Raw genomic sequence first — 22765 nt, 5'->3', positions numbered from 1 at the left:
TACGTTACGTTTGACGTAGAATATTTTCTCTGGTAGAATAACAACGTCAACGTCACATTACGTCAAAACGTTTTTTCACCGTCCTCATCTCCAACCTCTGGAGACTCTACGAAAACGGGGCAACCTCAACTCCTCCTGCGCTGTGACGAAGTCAACCGCTGGGCAAGTGGGACAACTTTTACTTGGCTTCGACAGAGAAGCCCTCCAATGAAAGTCCCAGTTCTCCCTTCCCTCAGTGTACCTCCTCAGAGCTTTGTCGAGGACTTAGCGGCCTGGTTGGCTCTCCCTGTACGTGAAGTCCGTAACACGACTTATCTGCCCGAACTGACTCGCTACTATGGCCTCCTCCATCCTCTCCCTGGAGATTTGAGACCGTCATTGACGTTTCGGGTCTGCCTGGCCTGTCTGGCAAAGGAGCGATTCCTCAAAAGGACATTGGCCTTGCGGTATGTGCTCTACTGTCCCTGGCATCAAGTGACCCTGCTCTCGACCTGCCAGTGCGGAACTCCTTTACGTATTTTTGACCCGGCTACCATGCCTTTTACCTGTGGTGCATGTGGAAGAGATTGGACTGATCTTCCCAGAATTGCTCCGACTCCTGAGCGGATTGCCGTAACACGCCAACTCCTTTCCTGCTACGAGTACTTTTTCTTTTGCGGCAAGCCGACTCTCATGGAAAAAGCCTTTCTTGCGGTGGTGAATGCATGGCAAGAGGAGATCATTCGAGAGAGAGAACATCCTCCTCGTCGTTCTCCCAGAATGCACTCCTATCCACGTTTGCCATCAAATCATGTTCCTTCCCTCTGTTTGCTTGTGCTCGATCTGGTCAAGTATCATCTCTACCATGACCCAAAGGTCATCTTCTGGGGAAAGGAGGATTGGGAACAAGAGGGAGAGTGATGGAAAAGACTTTCCTCAACGAGGCCGCTTGGCAAAACATGTTCCCACATCGCGTTATACCCATGCCTGATGAATGGTTACCAGGGTTGCTTTTACGCTGTGATGAGGTGAACCATTGGGGGAACCGAACAACACTGACCCATTTGCTCGCTGCCAGTCCAGAGAAATTTCACCGCTGTTGGAGAACGGCAAATCCTTACCTGGTGCTGATCCAGCCTTCCTCGTTGAATCTTGATTACCTTGCTCAACGGCTTTCAATTCCCACAACGACCCTTCTTACCACGACTTATCACAGCGAACTACTGCGCCTGTATGATAAAGAGAGGCCGCATCCCAGACTGCTCCGATCATCATTTACGTTTCATCTTTGTCCGATCTGTCTCTCGGAGGCTCGGATACTTCGACGTACCTTAGCCTTGCCACATATTACCCACTGCCCTCAACATCAGGTGACTTTGCTCTCACAGTGCCGATGCGGAGCATCTCTCCAACTCTTTCAGCCACAGACGCGGCCATTCACCTGCCACATTTGTGGGTTAGATTGGGCTGAACTGGCCTGGATCGGGGCAGATCTCTCACGCGTGGAATTGGAGCGGAGCATGCTTACCTGGTATGAGTTCTTCTTCTCGCGAGGATCGGTGGAGATCCTGCGTTCTGCGCTACAACTGATGACCGGCTCTACACGCAAACGGATACCACTGAGTGAGCTTGTGACCTTGCTTGCACAACGAGGTCGTTCGCCGCAAAGTATTTTAGACTGGACGGATCGGGCAGCTCGATTGCAAAAGAGAAAACTGAAGAACGAGTAAAATATGCCCTATTCCCTCTAACCTTGGTGTGAAATTTTTTACATGAAGGTTAGGAAATCGAGCCTATCTCCCACTCAATTTCTTCCTAACCTTCGTGTGAATTACCACCTCTCACCCTGTCGTACCCAATTTCTTCCATCGGGAATTTAGAGCACAAGAGCCGAACAAAAAATGGGTCACAGATATTACCTACATTCCAACTATGCAAGGATGGCTCTATCTGGCAGTGATTTTGGATGTGTATTCACGCATGATAGTAGGATGGTCCATGTCAAGCAGTTGTGATGAGAAGCTGGTAGAGCAGGCACTCAATCAAGCCATTGCCCGCCGTCGCCCCAAAGCTGGATTGCTCCATCACAGTGATCGAGGAAGTCAGTACACTTCAAGAGCTTACCAGGCATGTTTACAAAGATTTGGAATACAATCAAGTATGTCGCACAAAGGCAATTGCTGGGATAATGCCGCTATGGAGAGTTTCTTCGGCACGTTAAAAGATGAATGTGTAGGAGAGATTACTTACTCATCATATGATGAAGCGAGATTAGCACTTTTTACTGAGCGACTTCGGGACGAGTGAGATGATACGCTTATCCCTCATCAAAACACCATCTCAATATATTTTGCAATTTATTATCTATCTCTCTGCTCTTCCTGCTGTTTTTTCGTGAGCGTGGCAGTCCTGGTCGGCGTTCATCACGAGCCATCCTGTGGAGCACATGGCACGGACAACGCAGCAGGGTCGATTCTCTATGAGCTAGGACCCAGACCTGCATCGTGGCTTCGCGCTTACAGGAGCCGTTGTGAGCGGCATTTCCCTCCTGGCTCGCCTCTCGTCATCTGATAGAACCCTTTTCGTCGCTGTGCTTGTAAATTATTTGATTCTGATGGTGGGTTATGCTGGTAAGCAGGCAACCAACACAAAGCAGCCGAAAGCCGCTGAATTTGCGGATTGACAGTAAGAAAATGCACTCTTTTCCTTTTTTGTTGCTTGTTTTGCTACCAGCATAATTATACAGCCTCCACCATCAGAATTAAATGCTTTACATTCTAGTGTGTCCCCCTTCTGAAAGAGCATGGGGGCTTTACGAGCGGAAGGCAAGCAAGATCCAGACTGGCAGGGCCAGGAGTAGGCCAAGAAACAGACAGCCGAAAAAGATGGGCATACAGGTCCAGGGATTGTCTTCACGTTCGCCAGACAGCAAGGCGATGGAGGGATTGGATGGGAGGAAGCGAAGGCTGACTTGCTCGCCGATGTTGATGCGATTCATGTGCTCATAGCTGACGCGCTGTTTGCCTGTGTAGGTCCGATCTTTATAGTCAAAGGTGTAGAAGACAAAACCGGGTTCCCTGGAAAGGACCCGTCGCTCGATAATGGTTCCTGTGGCCGGGATGCCCTCGCGGGCAATGAGAACGCGCTGTCTGTGTTCTCGTATTCCAATGACGAGAAAGCCGATTCCAGAGAAAAGCATCACTCCCACACCAAGGATAGAGAGAAGAATGGTCATAGTGGTTTTTCCTTTCTCAAATGCTTCCTGTGTTATAAGGATAAGGCCTGAGATCTGCTCGATACATGAAGAGCTGTTTGCCATTCCTGGCATCCCAAATGTGTACCGTGCCGTTCGTTTCCTTGGCTGAAGAGGCAACACGTGCCCTATCAGGTGACCAGGTGATGAGCTTCCCCCCGTTTGAAAGAGTCGGGAAATGTGGAATATACTAGACTCAATCAAACGAGGGAAGAAAGATGACCAAAGAACAAAAAGCCTACACGAAAGAGTTCAAAATCGAAGCTGTACGCTTGGCCGAGACCAGTGGCAAACCTATCACCGAGATCGCTCGTGATTTAGGGATAAGCGACAGCACCATTCATAACTGGCGTAAGCAGTTTTCCGAGCACGGCGAGCAGGCATTTCCAGGCAGCGGGCATCAAACACCCGAGGCCGAAGAACTGCGCCACCTCAAACGCGAACTGGAAGTCGTGAAACAAGAACGAGACATTTTAAAAAAAGCGCTTCATATATTTTCACGACAATAGCGGTGAAGTTTCAGTTTATCGAAGATCACCGGCAAGAATATGCGGTAAAGACGATGTGCCGAACACTTTCCGTCTCAGAATGTGGCTATTATGCTTGGCGCAAACGACCAAAGAGCGAGCGTGAGCAGAAGAACGAAGAACTCACGCAACACATTCAGCAAATTTTTGAGCACAATCGGCAGATCTATGGGAGTCCGCGCATTCATGTGGAACTGAACGATCTGGGGGTGAAATGTTCGCGTAAGCATGTGGCTCGTCTCATGAGAGCGGCAGGCATAAGTGCAGGACAGAAACGTCGCCGGGTTCGGACCACCGATAGCTCACATAAGAATCCAGTAGCGGACAATCGCTTGAATCGAGAGTTCAATGCTTTTGCCCCAAACACCAGATGGACAGGCGACATTACCGGCATTGAGACGGGGCAAGGCTGGCTCTATCTGGCGATCATCCTGGATCTGTATTCGCGGAAAGTGGTTGGATGGTCCATGTCCTTGCATCGTGATGAGGAGCTGGTCGAAAAAGCCTTGAAGATGGCACTGATCCAAAGATGCCCCAAATCAGGATTGATGCATCATACAGATCGAGGGAGTCAATATACTAGCCAAGCATATCAAGGTCTTTTAGCTAGTGCAGGAATCACCTGTAGTATGAGTCGAAAAGGCAACTGTTGGGATAACGCCCCTACGGAGAGTTTCTTTGGCACACTCAAACGAGAATGGACTCATCGACACCACTACCAAACTCAGACCCAAGCCAGGCAGTCCATTTTTGACTACATCGAAACGTTCTACAACCGCAAACGTCGGCATTCGGCACTCGGCTATCTCAGCCCTGTAGCCTATGAGCAGCTAAATAGAAAGGAGCTTGAAACAACTGTTTAAAACGTTGACGTAACGTATTTTTTCTGATAGAGTAAAAGTATCTTAAACGTTTAACGTAACGTTCTCTACGTTTTCTTCATCGAAAGCAAACTCATGAGACGTGGAACGCTCAGACGTTCTCCACACTCCTCGACTCTACGAAACGGGGTCAAGCTCATGACAACAACTATCTCTTTGCTATGTCCAGAGTAGCTGAAGACCTGCTTGCCATCCGCTGCGTTCCAGGAGACGAGTGGGATGGAGGAAGATCATCAGTCATGATTGAATTCCCTTTGGATAAAAACCACTGAAAGGCCATAAGAGAACGTTGTGCTGGTTCATATGAACTACTCTCCTTCAGGAAGAAGCTTGCGTGGTTCTAAGGCGTACCAGGCTGTATAACCGCATTGCAAGCAGGTGAGCGTTAGTGTTTCGGACTTATCAGATTTCCAAAGACTCCAAGAGCTTGGCGTGCGTCTTATCGGCGTAAGATAGATATAAGAGGCTCCATGGCTACTGGTCATGTGGTCTTCGACTGCAATCCGTCTGCCCCGCATTCGGGGCAAGGCTTGAATGTTGGATTGGGTTGAGGCTGTGATGACATAGAAACTTATACCTTCCTGTACAGAGAGGAGTTCTCTCTGATGTTTTATGCTGGCCTGGATTGGGCAGATGACCACCATGATCTCGTCATCATTGACGAGGCAGGTCACAAGCTTGCCTCGAAACGCTTTGCCCATACAAAAGCCGGATTGGAGGAGTTGACGCGCTTTCTGGAGAGCTTGACCGGACCAGGACAAAAAGACCAACTGGCCTGCATCGTGGAAGCCAATCGTGGTCTGCTCATTGCCGCTCTGCTGGATGCAGGCTTTACTGTTTACCCCGTCAACCCGAAGGTGGCGGATCACCGACGCTCGGCCTCGGGAGCCAAGACCGATCAGATCGATGCCTATTTGCTGGCAAAATTGGGCCGAGCTGAACTGGCTGATCTGCGCCAATTGCACCCCGACTCCCCGATCATCGCCGAAATCCCTGACCTCACCCGCGATCAGGATGCGCTGGTGCGCATGCAAACCCGCCTGGTCAATCAACTCACAGCCTGACGCGTAACCTACTATCCTGTCGCTTTGCAGTTGTTTAGCCAATTGCAACAGCGCTCGACCTTGCTCTTTTTGCAAGCGTTCCCGACTTCTGTTGCTGCCAAAGCAGCTTCTGTTACTCAGGTTGAGCAGGTGCTCAAACAAGTAGGACATCCCACTGTCCGTAAGGTTGCCCCCAAGATCCATGAAACCTTGCAGCAACCCAGCCTTTCGGCTCATGCCATCACGACCCGAACGAAATTGCGGTTGGCCCTGGCCCTCATTGCCCAACTGTTGCCCTTGGTTGAGCAAATTGCCGCCTATGAGAAGGAGATTGAGCGCCTTTTTTTGACGCATGCTGACAGTCAGATCTTTGAGAGCCTTCCGGGTGCGGGAAAACGGTTGGCTCCTCGGCTGTTGGCAGAGATTGGGGATGACCGCTCCCGCTACACGGCATGTCAAGAGCTTGCCGCGTTGGCAGGAACCGCCCTCGTGCTCTACCAGAGTGGCAACTATCGCAAGGCTCATCATCGCCATGCCTGTCTCAAGCCATTGCGCAACGCGCTCTATCAGCTTGCCCGCACCAGCCGGCAACAGGAACCCTGGGCCGACGAGTATTATCAACGCAAACGGGCAGAAGGCAAGAGTCACTCGGTCGCCCTGCTGGCACTCTCCAACGTATGGCTGCGGATTCTCTATCGCATGTGGACCACTCACACCCCCTATGATCCAGCAATTTTTGCAGCCTCCAGGCAGGCTCATGCTCCACGCGCTGCCTAACCACAGCATCTTTTGAGAGGCAAAACCCTCTGTTTTTTTGCCTTTACCTGAGCATATCTTCACCAGATCATGCAAGCGGCGCGGTGTCAAGGAAAGCAAAGCGGCTTGACATCCAGACGCGGCATGATACACTTCCTTCTGCTCAGATGAAGGCATTCCCAGCTTCATTGCTTCTCTCCCCATTTCCTTTTCGATGGGTGTTTAGGGCTTGACATAGAGGGACTCCTTTGTGCTTGTGCTTGCATCATGCCGGAGGTTGGATGGCCCATACCTTGAATTTGGAAAAGAGATAGATGATGCCATTGACCATTAGCGGCTGGTTGTTGTTCCATTGCGAGATAGACCACCTGGGACTGCCAGCGTGTGCATCAAGGGCAGAGAATGTCCCATTTGGCAAACTGGCATAGACAACACTATTGACCACCAGAGGTGAGGAAAAGATGCCGTTACGCGACCACTTTCTGACACCAGAGGACTCATCGAGAGCATTCAGTGTATTAAGCTCCGCGTCATAGATATAGACCATACCATCAACTGCGACGAGCGAAGAAATGTCACCTCTTTTTAGCGTCAAAAAGGACCATATTCTGCTGCCGGAGCGGGCATTGAGTGCCTCTAATTGCATCGCTCCACCCTCGAGAGCACCAACTACGTACACGATGCCATTCGTTACCTGTAGTGATCTGGTGCTTCTCATCGTTGGGTAAGACCAGAGTCTCTTGCCAGAGGAAGCATCCAGCGCAAAGATCCAGCCTTTTCTAGGAGACGAGGAGTCATCTGCGTTGATATAGACCGTCCCATTGGCTATCACTGGAGCGAAATACCCAAGTCCAATTTCATTGCCTGGCATGTAGGACCAGCGTTCCTTGCCGGAGGAAGCATCCAGTGCATAGAGTGTACGATAGATCTTGGCATACACGATGCCATTTGCCACCGCTGGAAAGGAGCTGAGGATGCTGTCTTTGAGTTTATTGTGATAGGCCCACTTCTCCTTGCCAGAGGAAGCATCCAGGGCAGTGAGATTGAAGCCGTCAGGGCCGCCAACAGCAGAGCCAACATACACAAGGCCATTGGCAACCAGAGGCGAGACAATTTGTGGGATTATCTTGAAAGACCATTTTATGATGCCAGAAGCTGTATCCAGCGCATACAACGTTTCATCACGGCTGCTGATATACATGATGCCATTGACCAGGGTGGGTGGGGCAAGAAGCTCCTTTTTCAGTACTTCCGTCTGGAAAGACCGCTTTATGCTACCAGAGGCCGCATCCAGAGCGTAGAGCCTGCCATCGCTAAGACCAGCATACATCATGCCATTGGCAACAATTGGGGGAAAGTCCAGGGCCTCATGTTCCCTGGTAAAAGACCATTTCACCCTGGCTGTTGAGGATTGGAGAGAGTTCCGAATGAGTGTTGTGCCGACAACCACACCAATGATAAGAAAGACCAGGAGGACACTGAGAAGCACTAGTAGTCGTCCTCGCAAAGGTAATTGTTGCTCAGATGGTTGTTGTTCGGGTGGCATTGGAACTGGTTGTTGTTGCATGGTTGTTCGTCCTCCTTTGATGCACAGTTACATCAGCATCGAATCTATTACCAATAATCCCAGAAAGCACCATATGCCACCGAGAGAAAGAAAGAGAAGGCGAGCACGTCCTGGTCCAATCCTACGCAGAGTAGGTCTGTCGTGTATCCCGAAGATCTTGGCAAACACGGAGTGAAGGAGCAGGCCGACCCCGAACTAACAGATGGCTCCCAGGAAATAGCCGATGGCTCGTAGTGACCGCAGGGCAGAGACAAGGATCGAGAGGAGAAACAGGACGAACACACTGCCTACCAGCAGGACTCGCAAGATGCGATACAGTACTGGCGTGGGTTCTTGCGTGGTGTTCATTGGTACTTTCTCCGCAAACCTGGCGTTCATGAACACGGAGATAGGAATCAAACTCATCGCCAGCCCCCCATACTCCATAGACGCCAATGGACCCAGGGGTTTGATAAAGGTCGAGACCACTCCGAGCGCGAGCAGGATAAAAAAACGCCATACACCAGGACTAACAGCGCGGTGCGGTGCATGCGGGTGGTGCTTTGTTGATTGTTCATCGTAGCTTCCTTGTTGCCTCCTCGTGAAGGGTGTCTTCACGCTTTCGCCCCGGAGATGCTTCTCCTCTCAGGCGATCTGAAAATCAATGCTCGCTTGCTGAAAGTCCTTTCTCTCTAGCAGGAGAAAGGAAAAGTTGGTACTCTCCTGTGGCACCTCGAAGCTGGCCTGCGCTTTGGCGGTCGATCCAGCGGTAAACGCGAGCGGAATCGTCGCATCCAATGTTGGTCGAGCGACTGTTTGCCCTGTCTTCAAACGAACATAGTCCCCCAATAAGTGCCAATGGTATCCTGTGTCGAGGCAATCGTCAGTTGCAGCGTCACATAGCGCATCCCTTCACGTGCCTGAGTGCCGCCACTGCTCCAACTGCGCGTCGCCTGCGTAATCGTCCAGGCTTCTCCTCCATATGTTGTGCTTTTATTAGGTGTACTTGTCACAGGTTGATACTGACTGATATTGGCATGCTCTTTAAGCGGAATATCCATCAGAGCCTGTCCCTTGCCTCCCAGTCGCAATATCAGCCCATCCATCGCTGTGTTTGTCGGGACCTCAAAGTCGAGCCAGTTCGTCTGTGTCGCCTGAGAAGCTGGCGGACCGAGAATTTGATAGTTTTTCAGAGGAAGGCTGCTTCCATCTGGCAAAATCAGGCGGGCGACATCATTGTAGATATAGCCCACACTCTTGCCTGTCGTGTTGGTTTCTTTGAGATGCACGCGCACCACATTGCCCATCTTTTCAAGACTGGTAATGGTGATCGCGATGCTTGAGAACGTCACGGAAAGATTCATAGGGGAGGTGGTCGCCGGAGCCGCTGCTGAAGTCGCAGTGCTTACGGCACTGGTTGCCTGCGATGGCACCGAGGTTCCTGATGGCCGATCTGTAGATGAGGTGCGCTGGACAGTAGCTGTCATCCACACATAGCCACCATATGTCAATCCTCCACAGACCAGGAGAAGCAGCAGGACCACGAGGAGCAATCTCCGCCCAGACGACCTTCTCATACTCCCCAAAGGGGCAGGCACGGGCATCGGTGGAGCGTACTGTTCTGGCTGCTCTGATCTCCTCTCAGATGAGAGCGGAGAGTACGGATTCAGAGAAGAATGGCTCCAGGGCAGAGAGGAGGCAGGTGGTGGCGGGGGCGTCACGACTGTGGGAGCGTTCCCCCTTGTCGCATCCACAGCACTTCCACACACGGCACAAAAACGCTGATGTTCAAGCAGTGCCGCCCCACAGCGTGAGCATAGTTTTCCCATTGATGACATACGTTCTTTCCTTCAGAGAACTAGTAAGCAGGAGAAAGGCTTTCATGACAGTAAGTCGTCAGTAAGGTTTGCTAGCAGTGAGCCTTGCATTTTCCACACATCGAACGTGCAGGATTTAGCTGAAAGACGCTTGAGAGAATATTAATAATGATCGCGATAGCGGCCAGAGTGGTCATCACGACTGCAACGACAAGCGACGAAGTGCGTCGCTTTTCTGGAGGTTGTATCAACCTGGAAATCCAGAACAGTACTGCCATGATGGGCAGACTCATAACGACGATGGGAACGCTGACAAGAACCATAGATTCTATGAGCATCAGTGGAACAGACATAGAAAACCTTTTTTCTCATACTCCAGATGAGAGAGACGCTCTCAAAATATTCTTTACTTAGAGTAAAAGATGTATTTCGAGAAGACATCTCTTGTCCGTCTTGATGAAGGTCTAAAACACCGATCTAATCAGCGTGCCACGCTTGCCTGTTCAGCATCGTGCCGATATGCCTTCCGCGCCGAGGGAAGCAACACGAGCACGATCAGCACAATACTTAAAACGACTCCTACCGTCGCGGCAACCTTCAGCTCCATTGTCGGCGCAAACACGAGACCGGGAGCTGCCGAAAGAGCACTGAGTGCCGAGACGATAATGGTCAGAAGCATACCCCAGCGTTTGGCAAGCCAGAGACCCACCACCGCGATCAGCCCGATTACTCCCAGCACGTAGCTTCCGTAGATGACAACTGGCGGAGGACCATTGGGGATCTCTGGCATGGGGATCAGACTCAGCACGCTGAGGGTGGCAAGCAGGACAGCCGCCACAATGAGAACGACAGGACCCTTTGGTTTCATCGATTTTCTCCTTTTCTTTCTTTGCTTGCCTGGCTTTCCTTTATTGGGAAAGTAGGCTCGGTTCACCTGCCAGGGAGATGGAAGGTGCCAGACATGTGCATAAACTGAAGCAAGTATAGTTCCCCGCCTGCCTGGAGACCATGAATAACTCCCACATCTTTCCCACATCTTTCCTCCTATGGTAGGTGCTTCAAGATCGTGGGTATTGTCTATTCTGCACTTCTTTTTGGAGCTTCCGACGAGAGGAAGAAGCGAATGCGCAACGGGAGACGATCCACCGCTTTGCACCAATGCCTCTTGAGGATGGCCTGCCGCAACCGCTCAAAGGCCCATGCGACGAAGTGCCTTTCGCCGTGCCTGCGACACACAGCCTCCCAGCTTTGAGGGGGGGTGTCACAGGAAGACGGCATGCTGGAGCGTCCGTCATTTTTTTGCACCCTGGTGATCGCCACTGGCTCTGCAAACTGTGAGTCACCTGGAGAAGGTGAACTCATCTAAGTATGAGGAGGTCTCATACCAGGTGGTGCTCTAGAGCATAATGGAATTCCCCCGTTTTTGTGAAGTCGGAGAAGCATGAGAGTGAGCAGAGCAATGGTTAGTATATGGGAAGCTTTGAGCAAGCTCAAGAAAGACCAGGAGAGGCAAGAGCATCACCCCACTTCACCTGTCTGGGACATCTGGCTTCTCTTCAGAGCCTCCACGCACATTGGGTCACGCTGATCATGACAGCGCGATTGACAGAGGGTGAATCGACTTGAGCATTCCGAGAAGGTGTAGCCTTTCAGCCGAGAAGCAAACCAGACATGGCGAGGAACGCATGAGACGCGCTCCTCGATCTCGGCTCAATCTTCGTTTTCGCCTCTCCCTTCAACAAGGGAAATGCCAAGCTGGTCGGCGAGTTCGGTGGTGACTTGAATGAGGGAATGAGCGACTTCGGGGCGAGTCAGATGATACGCATGTTCCTCCTCAAAACACCATCTCAACATTCCTCATCGTCAAGACAGACCACATCTCGCCACGTGCTTGCAGCTGGTGGGAAGTCGCGCAAGAGGGCTGCTGACGGGTCGAGAACATGTGCTCAGCGGTGGTGAGCCATCCTGAGCATCCCTCTTGCTTCGTGCTGATAGTTTTGCGCTCTCTGTACTCTTCCTACTGTTTGTTCTGGAATGACGGCCTGTCTCGGTGTCCACCACGAGCCACCCCGCCTCGCTCGCTCGCCTCGCGTCCCAGGCAGGCCACTGCATGACATGGGCCACGACCAGAGACGCCCACAGAGAGGGAGATCACTCATCGTTGTGGGATCTCCGCCAGTTTCCGAAATGCTGAACTCTTGATCAACAAGGCATTGTCGTACAGACGACGGAAAGAACCTGGCTGATCCGAAGGGCGATGAAGCAGATTCCAGGCTGGAAAAGCAGGCAAAAACGATTCTGAAAAAAAACACCAGGGCTGTTCCTGCACACCCCGTCTGTGTCGTCAGCGCTTCGATCTTTTCGATGGTCGCATCCCGGTTGAGCCAGACCGGTGCGGCTTGGACGACAGCGGCTTTAAATGTTGGATAGATATCCACTTGCATCGTTCTCTCCTCACACAGGTTTCAATGCGCTAATGAGCGAATAGGACGTGGAAGTAGCTGTAATATCAGGCAGAGTGAAGCCTGCCTCCCTTAAGAGATCTGTGAGTTCCCTGGCGCTATACTGTTGACCTTGTAGAGACATCGAGAACGCGAGCAGAGAGAAGTCTGTTGCGGTGAGAGGGCCATCCTTCGCCTCATTGAGGAGCATTTCATGCAAGTAAATGCGACCACCAGGTGGCAGCATTTCAAAACTCCGACGAACAAGTTGCAGACAATGCTGCCGATCCCACATATGGAGGATATTACTGAAGAAGACTGCATCGTAGCCGGTTGGCCATGCATCAAGAAACATGTTCGCGGCCCTGGTATCGATGCGGTGCTCCAACCCATAAGCAGCGATGTAGCGTTGGGTGATGGGACAGATGGAAGGGAGTTCCAGAATACAAAAGCTCATCTCTGCATAGTGTTGAGCGAGAGCGATGCAAAAACACCCCGAGCCACCGCCAACATCGAGCAGTCGTCGTACACCGACAAAATTCCCTGATTGTGCTATTGCAAGAGCTGCCGGAAGAGAATAGCAGTACACGACCTGTGTAAGAGCTTCAGCCCTTGCAGAAGGAATATCCCCCGCTTGCATGGCGTCCGCAATATTGCCGACTTCCTCATCAAAAGTGGTCAAGGTCTGTCTGTTTTGCAATACAGCACGTAAGGTCTCATGAGCCATTGGCTGCTTACAAAACAGATGCAACGCAGGACCGTAGTAGTAGGGGCTGTCAGGGAGCAGATAGGTGCGCGATACCTCCGTAAGATGAAAATGCTTCTGGTGCTGCGCCAGAAAACCGAGAGAGGTGAGAATACCGAGTAAAGCTTGTGTACTGCTCAATGCTAATGTGAGCGAATGGGCAACCTCTTCAGCTGTAGCGGGTGAACGTGCCAGCAAAGGAAACAGGCCGAGTTCCTCGGTAACCGTGAGCACTGAGAAGTGCTGACTAGAAAGCCAGACCTCCCAGATGAGGTGATCATCACTGGGAGGTGGAACGAGTATCGGCGGGAATACAACCGGTTCTGTGGTCATCCGAAAATCTCCTTTCGAGTTTTTGCACAGATACGTCAACGCTCAATCACAGGGCCATCAGTGAGCCAGACCTGATCAGTTCCAGCCTCAAGAGGACCGACCACCCTGGCTTTTTTCCGACCCTCCGCCAGAATTTGCGAATGCCAGTATTCCCTGGCGCGCCTGAGATCAGTCACCTCCATGAGCACGATGATGGTATCAGGTTCTTCGGCGGCACGAAACGTGCCGATATCGATCAGGCCATACCGCTGTCGCATTGGCAACAGTTGGTCAAACGCTGCTTGAAATTGAGCAAAGTCGGCCACCTGCTGTTTGACCATCATGTAATTAGTCATCACCTCTATCCTTTCCAGAACGTCTCTCATATCAATACTCCCAACAAGTAAACAAATGTTTACATGTAAAAGATACCATGTTCCTCTCTGTTTGTCAACACTTGTTTACTTGTTGGACAAATCTCCGGCTCCCACATCAGGGAGAAGAACTGAGAGCACGTGCTGGAAGGAGGGAAGCAGAGCCTCTGTCGTCGCTTCGGAGAGGGACGTTTTGCCCACCAGACGCCGCAGGACCACGATTCCTGTGATCAGTGCCACGACGAGATCAGCACGTAGTTCGGCATCGGAGGCAGTGGTTTGCGTGGCAAGATCAGCCGAGAGAAGATCTAGCAGTGTCCGCATATACGAGGCTGCGGGAGGATAGTCAGAGGAACGCAAGAGAGTCACAAAGAGGTCGTGATCTCTCCCTGCAGGATCACCCAGGGCATTCTTGAGCAGGCGTTCGGCCAGATGCTCTGGAGGCCCCTGCATCGCCTGAGCGAGCCTGCTGCGATCAAAAGCCACGACGGCTTGAAAGAGTCCTTCTTTCGAGCCAAAGTAGCGAGGGATGAGTGCCACGTTCACTCCGACGTCGGCAGCGATATCTCGCAGATTAGTGGCATCAAAGCCATCACGAGCAAACCGCAGGCGGGCGGCAGCCAGCAGGTCCGCTCGTGTCTCCTCAGCATTACGGGGACGAGCGCTCTTCGTCGGCATGGTTTCTTTTTGATCCATTCAGAAAATCTCCTCGTCGTGTTGGTTGGACATGGCACACTTCCCAACTATGGGGAATGGAGCGGGTCATGATGCTTTCATTGTAGATGCTCCCTTTGTCGATGTCAACAGTTGTTGACAAGGGGCACCATACCCCTTTCAGGACTTCACGCTCTGGTTCTTTCCGTTGATCCTCTTACTTGGCTGGTGTTCTCTACACACGTAATTATGCTCCTGTGGTTTTTGACTTTGAGCAACCAGCCTCAAGAGATGTGACCGAAAGCGTCGTGACCCTGGCCCACCTTGCACGCTTTCTCATCGTGGATTTGACTGATCCCAACAGTGTTCCCCATGAAGTTGCCAGCCTTGTTCCTCACTGTATCGTTCCTGTTCAACCCCTTCTGCAAGCAGGGACCACCGCTGAGTATAGTCTGTTCCAGGATCTACGACGACGGTATCACTGGGTTTTACCAACCCATCAGTATCAGAGTGTGGCTCACCTGCTTGCAGCAATGCAAGAGCAGGTCATTGCTCCTGCCGAAGAGAAAGCCAGAGAACTAGAGTAGGGCCACGAAGCCAATGTATATGAGATCCTCTGTCATCTCAGTAAGGATCGAGGCCAGGAAAATGCAAAATCACCTGAAGAAAGGAGCTGTGTGTTGCACACTTGCACTTGAGGAAAGGAATAATCTTTTTCATCCATGTTTCACAAGATCAATATGAGGTGGTATTTGGTAAAGAATACAGCCAATATAGAGTTGTACGTGGAAAGGAAATCGCGTATACTCAAGCAGGAGTCACAAAGCAGGAACCACGTGTTGTGAGGGCCAGGATATGAAAGAGCTGCAACAGAATGAGCAGGGACCGGTCGATTTCTTCATCATCTCTTCAGGCACCGGCAAGGATCAGGCATGGGTCGAATGGATGGCCTGGGAACTAGAGCAAGCGGGCTATCGCGTTCACTTTCAGGGCTGGGATGTGCGCCCTGGATCGAACCTTGTCAAAGCAATGGACGAGGCCACCAAGCGTGCCAAACGTACAGTGGCCGTATTATCTCAGGCTTCCCAGGCTTCTGAGGAGATGCTGGCACAGTGGGCAGCGGCCTTCGGGCGTGATCCGGCAGGCAAAGAGAGGCGGGTGTTGCCCGTACGGATTGATCCCTGTGAGATCGGCGGGCTGCTTGGATCTCTTGTGTGCATTGATCTGGTGGGTCTGGAGGAACAACAGGCACGTGACCGACTCCTGGAAGGCGTCAAGCAGGGGCGGATAAAACCTTCATCGGTTCCCTTTCCAACATCTTCAGATCGAGCGATCTTTCCACCTTCCTTCTCTCCTCTCTGGCATGTGCCTCATTCACGTAATCCCTACTTCACTGGGCGCGATGATGTTCTGGATGTATTGCACCAACGATTGGTTCCAGGGGAGAAAGCCACTGCGATCCCCCAAGCGATCAGCGGGTTAGGCGGCATTGGGAAAACACAGCTTGCCATCGAATATGCTCATCGGTATGCACAGGACTATACTGCCGTGTTGTGGGTGCTTGCTGAGACACCGGAGACCACAACTGCTGCCTGGCTCCAGACCGCAACGCAGGTGTTAGGATTGCCACAACAGCAAGAAGCCGAGCAGCAAATTGCAGCGATCAAAGCCTGGTTGCAGTACCATCCTGGTTGGTTGCTGATTTTTGATAATGTCGAAGATCCACGAGAGATCCTTTCCACCTTTGTCCCCAGCAAACATCATGGCAGTGTTCTCATTACCACCCGAAGGCGCGATGCGGAACCGCTGGCCTACAATGAGGCGCTGCCTCTGCTCTCTCAGGAAGAGGCCATCCTCTTTCTGTTGCGACGGGCCAAGCGACTCGCCAGAGAAGCGAGTGTGACCGAGGCGACCACCGACGACGTTGCGCTTGCGAAAAAGCTGTGTCTGCTTTTGGATCGACTGCCGCTTGCGCTTGATCAGGCAGGAGCCTATATCGCGGAGACAGGATGTTCCTTGCAGCGTTACATGGACCTCTACGAAAGCTATCGATCCAAGCTCTTAGCGCGTCGTGGAGAAGCCCATGAGCATCCTTCGGTCTTCATCACCTTCAGACTCTCCTGGGAGCAGCTTCAAGCACACGACGATCTGGCAGGAAAAGCGTTGACCTTCTGCTCCTTCCTTGCTCCGGATCAGATCCCCGAACAAATGGTGATGGATGCCTTGCTCTCTTTGCAGAGCGACCGCCCCCCAGATGCGCTCGCTCTGGACGAGGCGCTCGGATGGGTGCATCGTTATTCGTTGATTGAACGAAAGGACCAAATGGTGTCGCTGCATCGGCTTGTGCAGGAAGTGATGCAAGAGGTGCTTTCTGGGGAAGAGCGAGAGCAGTGGATGCAACGAGCAATACTGGCCGTGAATGCTGTGTTTCCTGGTGGAGAACATGGCAGCTGGACGCGCTGTGAGCGGCTACTTGCCCATGCTCTCACAAGCGCGAGATGGATGGATGTTCTGACACAGCCACCACTTGAAGGAGCACGATTGCTCGATAAGACGGGTTACTATTTGTATGAGCGCGGTCTGTACCAGGAGGTGGAACCGCTCTTGCAGCGAGCACTTGCCATCTATGAGAAACAGTTAGGAGCCACTCATCCCGAGACGGCAACGAGCCTGAACAATCTGGCAGAACTCTATCATCGCCAGGGACACTACGCGGAAGCGGAACCGTTGATGCAACGAGCACTTGCTATTTGTGAGGAGCAGTTGGGAGTCACCCATCCCGACACAGCGACGAGATTGAACAACCTGGCGGCTCTCTATAAGAGTCAGGGCCGCTCCCAGGAGGCAGAACCGCTCTATCAGAGGGCAGTCATGATTTTACGTGCGTATTTAGGAGTGGAGCATCCTGTGACCCAGCAGTTGATGAGAAGTTACAAGATTCTCCTGGCCGACTTGTATCCCAACAGAGATGTCGAAACAATGTTGCAACAGCTTGCTCAACACGAGCAGGATAACTCCCAGGAGCAAGAACCTTCGTCATAACACCTGAGACGAAGAGATCTCCTCCTGGATGTTCTGCACACTGCTTGCTCCTCCATGCTCTCAAAAGAGGGAGAACGAGCGCACGAGCAGTGCGACCTGCTCCTCTGCTTCCCCTTCTCGCTTATCAAGAGAAAACGTGAACTGCACAGGTGTTCAAGGATCTCAGGACCAGGCACCAAGGGGAGCTGTGACCAGGACAAAGAAGAGGGCCAGATGCCTCCCTCTGCTACACAGCGAACAGTTCTTTGAGATGAGGCAGCAGTTCATGGATCTCCTGCATGGGCAACGGTGTCACTTGATCTGCTGTCGGGCAGCCTACCCCACGTGGCCTCAGAGTGAGATCAGGTCGATCAAAGACCTGTGGGGTATTCTGCTGTTCTTCGCTTCCCTCGATGCAGATCTACTGGCCTAGCGTCATCAGATCGAGATTCATCATCCAATCTTTTCCTCTACGGGCGAGAAAATAAAACGGAGTATTGTGTTGCAAATGCTTTGAAATCAGGGGCAAGAAGGAAGAAGCGTGACAAGGGCAGAAGGAGGAGAGTTACCGGCTGCGCGAGGAGCCGCTCTCCTCTCGTTGCAGCCTCATGCTCCACAGTTGCTCGTTTCCCATTTGGGAAGCACGAGTCACTTTCGTCTATGACTATGTATACACGAGTATATACGAATCTTCTATTGATGTAGTATACTGGGCAACAACAGTACACAATGGGTTTTCCTCGAAACCGAGTGGTTCATGCGAGCAGGTTTCAGAAGCAGAAAGGGATGTTCTGTGTTAGAACGAAGGAGTGAGCAGGAGCAATGTCCGATGAGGTGACAGGATCGTCACAAGGGGAGCAAGCAGGGAAACGGCTGGCCGTCGTGGTCGGGGTTAATGGGCCATCTGCTCCTGGCCGAGCGCCTTTGCGCTATGCGGTCGAGGATGCAGAGGCGATGGCTCAGGTCTTGCAGAGTGAGGCGTGTGGCTTTGAGTTGTTTGCCGCACCACTGCTTGGAGAGCAGGCCCCGACTTCGGCGATCAAGCAGGCGATCTTAGGTCTGATCTCCTCGCTTGGTGAGCAAGATACGGCACTCTTCTATTTTAGTGGGCATGCCGAGGCGATACTCATCGATGCCAATCTCGACGACGTGTATCTGATCAGCCATGATTTTCAACCCGCGTGGATTCGTTACGATAAAGACGCGCAGCTTTCCTTGCGGTGGCTCCGTCGTTGTTTCTTTGAGCATGAGCGTGCGAAAAATATCCTCATCATCCTAGACTGCTGTTACGCAGGACGATTTCGAGACAGCGCTCCTGATCTGTATCTTGATGAATTGCAGCATCGGTTGCGCTATTATTTTGGGGAGCCTGGAGCCGAGAGTCTTGCACGTCGAGGGGGAGTGCGCCTGGCACTCACGGCCACAGGAGAAACCGTTGCCAAAGAAGCTGATGGACATGGCCTCTTCACGGGTCATCTCTTGGCAGCCCTGAGAGGGGAACAGGAACAGGCGATCAATGAACAGGGACAGATTACTTTTGCTAGCCTGGTTGATTACTTGAACGCTGTGATGCCGAACGCGCAGCAGCCGCACGACTTTGGTGCCAATCGCGGTCTGATTCTGGCAACCTATCTTGCTTTCTCACAAGAACAACGCCAAAGGCGAGAGCAGGCGGCACGGCAAGCGGAGCGAGAACAGCGGCTCCGCTCGATGCTCTCAGATCATTCCGGCTTCTTGCAAGATCGTTTAGCCAGCTTTGTGGGCCGTGAGAAGGAACTGAGGGAGGTACACAAGCGGATCGAGGCGCTTCTTTCAACTGGAGGATATCTTACCATTACAGGGCAAGCAGGGCAAGGCAAAAGCAGTGTGATTGCCAAACTGATCGAGGCACAATCTCAAGCGCAAGGCAATCTGGAGCGAGTGGTCTTCCACTTCATCCCACTGACACCACCTCCCGATTATCAAGTAGCGCTGCTGCGTAATCTGATGGCTTGGACTTGTATGTGGCTAGCGAGAGTCGAGCCGCGCTTGGGGAAGACTTTCCTAGAGTCCTTCAAGAGGTCGCCGAGAAGGGTGGACAGGAACGTATTTTCATCGATGGACTGGATTAACTACAAGCAGACCCTCAGACTAGGCTACGTGACCTGAGCTTTTTGCCGCAGAGTCCGGGCGCAAGAAGCCAAGCGGGTGATTGACACCATTTCTAATGAGTATTAAAGAAAGCAAAGTCAAGGCGCTTATCGAGTTAGGTCGAACGTTATAGAGCAGAAGAGTCACAAGGAGGTAAGCTTTGTTGGCGAGAAGCCAAGAGGATAATCGACGCTATTCATGATGAAAAGGGCAAAGCGAGAGTACTCATCGAACTGGGACAGCAATCCCTCCTTGCGCTGGTTGGCAACAGACTTTTTCAGAAGAGATGACCCCGTCACTTTCGTCAAGTTTGTCTTCAAAGAAGCGACAAACATAACGCCGCTTCCATTGTTTCACCGATTTTTCTCTTAAATAACAGATGGTTCTAAATAACGCGATGTGCAAGTTTCTCTTGCCAAAGAAAAAGCTCATGAGGTATTCTCAGAAAAAACCTAAACCACTTTCTGAGGAGAAACCACATGAACTTGGACGATTTTATTATCACATGTTTTTGTGTGATTGACGAGATGATGCCAATGATAGTCAAAGAGCAGCGATTGCGCACACGAGGCCCAGCGCCCAAGCTTTCGGATAGCGAGGTCATCACGATGGAAATCATCGGGAGTTATCTGGGACTGAGCCAGGATACAACCCTGTTTGCCTACTTCCGGCGTCATTATCCTCACTTTTTCCCAGGGCTTTTGGACTTGCACCGCACGAGCTTTGTAAGGCAAGCAGCCAACCTGTGGGCGATCAAAGAACGCCTGTGGTGTGCCTTGCGCGATACCAGGATCACCTATGATGAGTGCTTGTCGATTGTGGATAGCGTTCCGATTCCTGTCTGTCGTTTTGCGCGAGCGCCCTGGTGCGTCCGCTTCCGAGGGGAAGCCAGCTATGGGAAAGATCATGCAGATCGACAAACCTTTTATGGGTTCCGTTTGCATGCACAACTCAGCTGGCCCGGGCTGCTTACCCACGTGTTTTTGGCCCCGGCCAATGAAGCGGACGGGGAAATCGTGCCGATCTTGTTGAAAGGCACAACAGGTGTCGTCTTGGGAGATCGCAACTATTGGCTTCCCGATGTACAAGCTTTCTTGCGAACGAAGGGAATTGTCTTGCAGGCACCATTCCGCCTCGCGCATTCGCCAAAGGCGGCGGCCTACCAAAGTCCTGTTTTGGGGCGGGTTCGTTATCTCATCGACACTGTGTTTGGTCAATTGACGGACCGGTGTCAGATGAAGCGGGTGTGGGCGCGTGATCTCTGGCATCTGCGTAATCGCTTGTTGCGTTGCATTTTGATGCGTACGATTTGCTTTTTTTTGAACCAGCAAGAGGCCGCTCCTTACCTTCAATTTGATCGGTTGATTGCTTAGGAAAACTTGCACGTCGCGTTAAATAAAACCTTTAAAAGAAAGGGAGAGGTATAAATGAATTTACAACAGATATTGATGACAACGTTTGTTTTGCTACAGGCATCATGGTCAGCTGATAAAAGCCGCCAACTCATCGAAAAATTGAAACCTTCACATGTGATTGTCCATCGTGGAGATTTACCGAGCACTTACTATCTTTTTTCTGCCCAGAAAGTACTTGCTATTCTCGTACACCATCTTCCTCTTTCTTCTATCCAGGAAGTGCTCCAACTGGACCAAGTGAGAGCTACACCTGCATTGGAAGGTAATACAGACGCTGATCATGCTCCTGATCAGTGTATTATATTTGAAGACGGTCGTCTTCTCGGCTTTTTCGACGTAAGTGTTCCGCCGCAGTTACGAATATTGCGCAGAAATGGAGATGGTAACCTCAAAAATTCGGCCCCACAATTTCGATCGCTAGTTACTGACTTTCCTGAAAAGGTCCAGATACATACAACTTTTTCACTTCTGGTGTCTATTGCTACCTCTCCAACACCAAATTTTGGTGTTGCGTCTCCTTTATCAGTGCCATTAGGAGGAAACATAGACCTTGTTGTTCAACCTAGATATGGTCTTGTCCTCGAAGGAACTGGTGAAGGCACGTTGGTGGTTTCCAGCGAAAGGGAAACATTACCTTTCCAGTTTAAGTTGCGAGCAGTGGAGTCCGGTCTCGGTCAGATACGATTATTTGCCTTTCACAAAGGACAACCACTGGCCAGAATCGATTTGACCGTATCCGTTGTGGAGTCTTCTACAATCACAACGACGCAGTATTTTAGCAAAGAACGATCTTTGGATGCAGTGAATCTCCATCAGCCCGACCTTCATCTTCTGATTCTAGGGTATCCAGGAGAGAATGGGCCAACATTTACTTTCCATCTTACCGCTCAAGATGCGGCCTTAGGGCTGAATTTGAAACCGTTTGGGCCAATACACCTCAAAGAGAGTGCTCAGCAACATTTCCAGGAGTTCTTCCGCGAAATTGAACATCTCCCCTTAAATACAAATAGAGAAAAGGCTATTGCAGTCCAGCGATTAGCTGCTAAAGGAACTCATCTGTTTCAATCGCTGATTCCTGCCGATTTGCAGTTATTACTCTGGTCACTACGGGACCGCATCCAATCAGTGCAAGTGCAGTCAGTAGAGCCGTGGATTCCCTGGGAACTATGCAAGCTTTACGGACAAGAAAATGGGCGAGTGGTGGAGGGTCCTTTCTTTTGTGAAGCTTTTGCTATAACGCGTTGGTTACCAGGCATTCCTATGAAACCAAGTCTCAAGCTCTCAAATCTTGCTCTTGTTGTTCCTACTGATTCTGCACTAGCTTTTGCTACAAATGAGCGCGATTACCTATTATCTCTGGCTACGAAAGGTCGGAATGTGACGTGCGTGCCTGCCACATTCTTGGAATTACGGGAAGCTTTGGCTTCTGGTCTTTACAATGGTTGGCATTTTGCTGGTCACGGGAGTTTTTATGGACCAGACCCAAACCTATCTGAGATATATCTTGAAAACCGGGAAAGCCTTACTCCGGAAGATTTGAGCGGAGTCGTGAGCAATGTAGGGGGTGCAAAGCCTTTCATTTTTTTTAATGCCTGCCAGATTGGACGCAGTGCTCTATCGTTGACTGGCATCGGTGGCTGGGCCAGACAATTTCTCCATATAGGAGCTAGTGCGTTCATCGGCCCATATTGGTCGATTTCTGACAAGCCTGCCTACGATTTTACTCGAGCCCTTTATAGTCGTCTTTTCACTGGTATACCCATTGGTAAAGCAGTGCAAGAAGCACGCTCTATAATTAAGCGTGAAGGTGATCCAACTTGGCTCGCCTACACTGTCTTTGCCGATCCATTGGCAACTATATAATTTGAGAG

Annotated in this window: 23 protein-coding genes and 2 pseudogenes; 13 read left to right on the top strand and 12 right to left on the bottom strand. The window is 51.2% G+C overall.

Annotated elements, in window-relative coordinates:
• The first annotated feature begins 207 nt into the window (after positions 1-207).
• From K3T83_RS04215 to K3T83_RS04200, 4 genes and pseudogenes are all read left to right on the top strand, one after another.
• Positions 208-900 carry a hypothetical protein gene (locus K3T83_RS04215; RefSeq protein WP_220201725.1) on the top strand — a complete coding sequence of 231 codons (693 nt, stop codon included), beginning with the start codon at positions 208-210 and terminating at the stop codon, positions 898-900.
• Positions 900-1709, top strand: coding sequence for a TniQ family protein (locus K3T83_RS04210; protein WP_220201724.1), 810 nt, complete (start codon positions 900-902; stop codon positions 1707-1709). The genes K3T83_RS04215 and K3T83_RS04210 overlap by 1 nt, the downstream gene beginning before the upstream one ends.
• Positions 1710-1818: 109 nt before the next feature.
• A pseudogene (locus K3T83_RS04205) lies at positions 1819-2262 on the top strand (IS3 family transposase); the annotation flags it as partial.
• Positions 2263-2509: 247 nt separating this feature from the next.
• Entirely contained in the window at positions 2510-2662 is a 153-nt protein-coding gene (locus K3T83_RS04200; protein ID WP_220201723.1) for a hypothetical protein, read from the top strand.
• Positions 2663-2791: 129 nt separating this feature from the next.
• Here K3T83_RS04200 and K3T83_RS04195 read toward each other — a convergent pair whose 3' ends face one another.
• Positions 2792-3214 carry a DUF3592 domain-containing protein gene (locus K3T83_RS04195; protein ID WP_220201722.1) on the bottom strand — a complete coding sequence of 141 codons (423 nt, stop codon included), beginning with the start codon at positions 3212-3214 and terminating at the stop codon, positions 2792-2794.
• A 236-nt stretch (positions 3215-3450) separates the two neighbouring features.
• Here K3T83_RS04195 and K3T83_RS04190 point away from each other — a divergent pair.
• From K3T83_RS04190 to K3T83_RS56130, 3 genes and pseudogenes are all read left to right on the top strand, one after another.
• Positions 3451-4622: pseudogene (locus K3T83_RS04190) on the top strand (IS3 family transposase).
• A gap of 623 nt (positions 4623-5245) precedes the next feature.
• A complete protein-coding gene (locus K3T83_RS56135) occupies positions 5246-5704 on the top strand; it encodes an IS110 family transposase (RefSeq protein ID WP_236064812.1) in 459 nt (152 codons plus the stop codon).
• Between the two features lie 42 nt (positions 5705-5746).
• Positions 5747-6460: a transposase gene (locus K3T83_RS56130; protein ID WP_236064811.1), complete on the top strand. Its 714-nt coding sequence runs from the start codon at positions 5747-5749 to the stop codon at positions 6458-6460.
• Positions 6461-6704: 244 nt separating this feature from the next.
• On the opposite strand, the gene K3T83_RS04180 is transcribed toward K3T83_RS56130, so the two are convergent.
• The 10 genes from K3T83_RS04180 to K3T83_RS04135 all read right to left on the bottom strand — a co-directional run bounded on the left by K3T83_RS04180 (position 6705) and on the right by K3T83_RS04135 (position 14370).
• Complete coding sequence (locus K3T83_RS04180; RefSeq protein ID WP_220201721.1) at positions 6705-8006, bottom strand: outer membrane protein assembly factor BamB family protein; 1302 nt, start codon at positions 8004-8006, stop codon at positions 6705-6707.
• A gap of 195 nt (positions 8007-8201) precedes the next feature.
• Positions 8202-8603, bottom strand: coding sequence for a hypothetical protein (locus K3T83_RS04175; protein ID WP_220201720.1), 402 nt, complete (start codon positions 8601-8603; stop codon positions 8202-8204).
• Between the two features lie 27 nt (positions 8604-8630).
• Positions 8631-8816 carry a hypothetical protein gene (locus tag K3T83_RS04170; protein WP_220201719.1) on the bottom strand — a complete coding sequence of 62 codons (186 nt, stop codon included), beginning with the start codon at positions 8814-8816 and terminating at the stop codon, positions 8631-8633.
• Positions 8813-9823: a zinc ribbon domain-containing protein gene (locus tag K3T83_RS04165; protein ID WP_220201718.1), complete on the bottom strand. Its 1011-nt coding sequence runs from the start codon at positions 9821-9823 to the stop codon at positions 8813-8815. Before K3T83_RS04165 ends, K3T83_RS04170 begins: the two co-directional genes overlap by 4 nt.
• 71 nt (positions 9824-9894) lie before the next feature.
• On the bottom strand, positions 9895-10155 hold the full coding sequence (locus K3T83_RS04160; RefSeq protein WP_220201717.1) for a hypothetical protein: 261 nt from the start codon (positions 10153-10155) through the stop codon (positions 9895-9897).
• Positions 10156-10283: 128 nt separating this feature from the next.
• Positions 10284-10670, bottom strand: a complete 387-nt coding sequence (locus K3T83_RS04155) for a hypothetical protein (RefSeq protein WP_220201716.1) — start codon at positions 10668-10670, stop codon at positions 10284-10286.
• A 1078-nt stretch (positions 10671-11748) separates the two neighbouring features.
• Positions 11749-12246 (bottom strand): hypothetical protein, encoded by a 498-nt coding sequence (locus K3T83_RS04150; RefSeq protein WP_220201715.1) that lies wholly within the window; start codon positions 12244-12246, stop codon positions 11749-11751.
• 10 nt (positions 12247-12256) lie between these two features.
• A complete protein-coding gene (locus K3T83_RS04145) occupies positions 12257-13321 on the bottom strand; it encodes a methyltransferase (protein WP_220201714.1) in 1065 nt (354 codons plus the stop codon).
• Between the two features lie 35 nt (positions 13322-13356).
• Positions 13357-13656, bottom strand: coding sequence for a hypothetical protein (locus tag K3T83_RS04140; protein ID WP_220201713.1), 300 nt, complete (start codon positions 13654-13656; stop codon positions 13357-13359).
• 105 nt (positions 13657-13761) lie between these two features.
• Entirely contained in the window at positions 13762-14370 is a 609-nt protein-coding gene (locus tag K3T83_RS04135) for a TetR/AcrR family transcriptional regulator (protein ID WP_220201712.1), read from the bottom strand.
• 251 nt (positions 14371-14621) lie between these two features.
• On the opposite strand from K3T83_RS04135, the gene K3T83_RS04130 reads away from it, so the two are divergent.
• From K3T83_RS04130 to K3T83_RS04115, 4 genes are all read left to right on the top strand, one after another.
• Positions 14622-14915: a hypothetical protein gene (locus K3T83_RS04130; RefSeq protein WP_220201711.1), complete on the top strand. Its 294-nt coding sequence runs from the start codon at positions 14622-14624 to the stop codon at positions 14913-14915.
• A gap of 268 nt (positions 14916-15183) precedes the next feature.
• Complete coding sequence (locus K3T83_RS04125; RefSeq protein WP_220201710.1) at positions 15184-17370, top strand: tetratricopeptide repeat protein; 2187 nt, start codon at positions 15184-15186, stop codon at positions 17368-17370.
• A gap of 187 nt (positions 17371-17557) precedes the next feature.
• Positions 17558-17782 (top strand): hypothetical protein, encoded by a 225-nt coding sequence (locus K3T83_RS04120; protein ID WP_220201709.1) that lies wholly within the window; start codon positions 17558-17560, stop codon positions 17780-17782.
• 389 nt (positions 17783-18171) lie between these two features.
• Positions 18172-19497: a caspase family protein gene (locus K3T83_RS04115; protein ID WP_220201708.1), complete on the top strand. Its 1326-nt coding sequence runs from the start codon at positions 18172-18174 to the stop codon at positions 19495-19497.
• A gap of 125 nt (positions 19498-19622) precedes the next feature.
• Here the strand turns inward: K3T83_RS04115 and K3T83_RS04110 are convergent, their stop codons facing one another.
• Positions 19623-19814, bottom strand: coding sequence for a hypothetical protein (locus K3T83_RS04110; RefSeq protein WP_220201707.1), 192 nt, complete (start codon positions 19812-19814; stop codon positions 19623-19625).
• A gap of 144 nt (positions 19815-19958) precedes the next feature.
• On the opposite strand from K3T83_RS04110, the gene K3T83_RS04105 reads away from it, so the two are divergent.
• Both K3T83_RS04105 and K3T83_RS04100 read left to right on the top strand, forming a co-directional pair.
• Positions 19959-20852 (top strand): IS982 family transposase, encoded by an 894-nt coding sequence (locus K3T83_RS04105; RefSeq protein WP_220201706.1) that lies wholly within the window; start codon positions 19959-19961, stop codon positions 20850-20852.
• Between the two features lie 54 nt (positions 20853-20906).
• Positions 20907-22757 carry a CHAT domain-containing protein gene (locus tag K3T83_RS04100; RefSeq protein ID WP_220201705.1) on the top strand — a complete coding sequence of 617 codons (1851 nt, stop codon included), beginning with the start codon at positions 20907-20909 and terminating at the stop codon, positions 22755-22757.
• Positions 22758-22765 lie beyond the last annotated feature (8 nt).

The sequence above is a fragment of the Reticulibacter mediterranei genome (assembly GCF_016587455.1).
The sequence above is the reverse complement of the archived record's forward strand: the minus strand, read 5'-3'. Positions and strand labels throughout refer to the sequence as shown.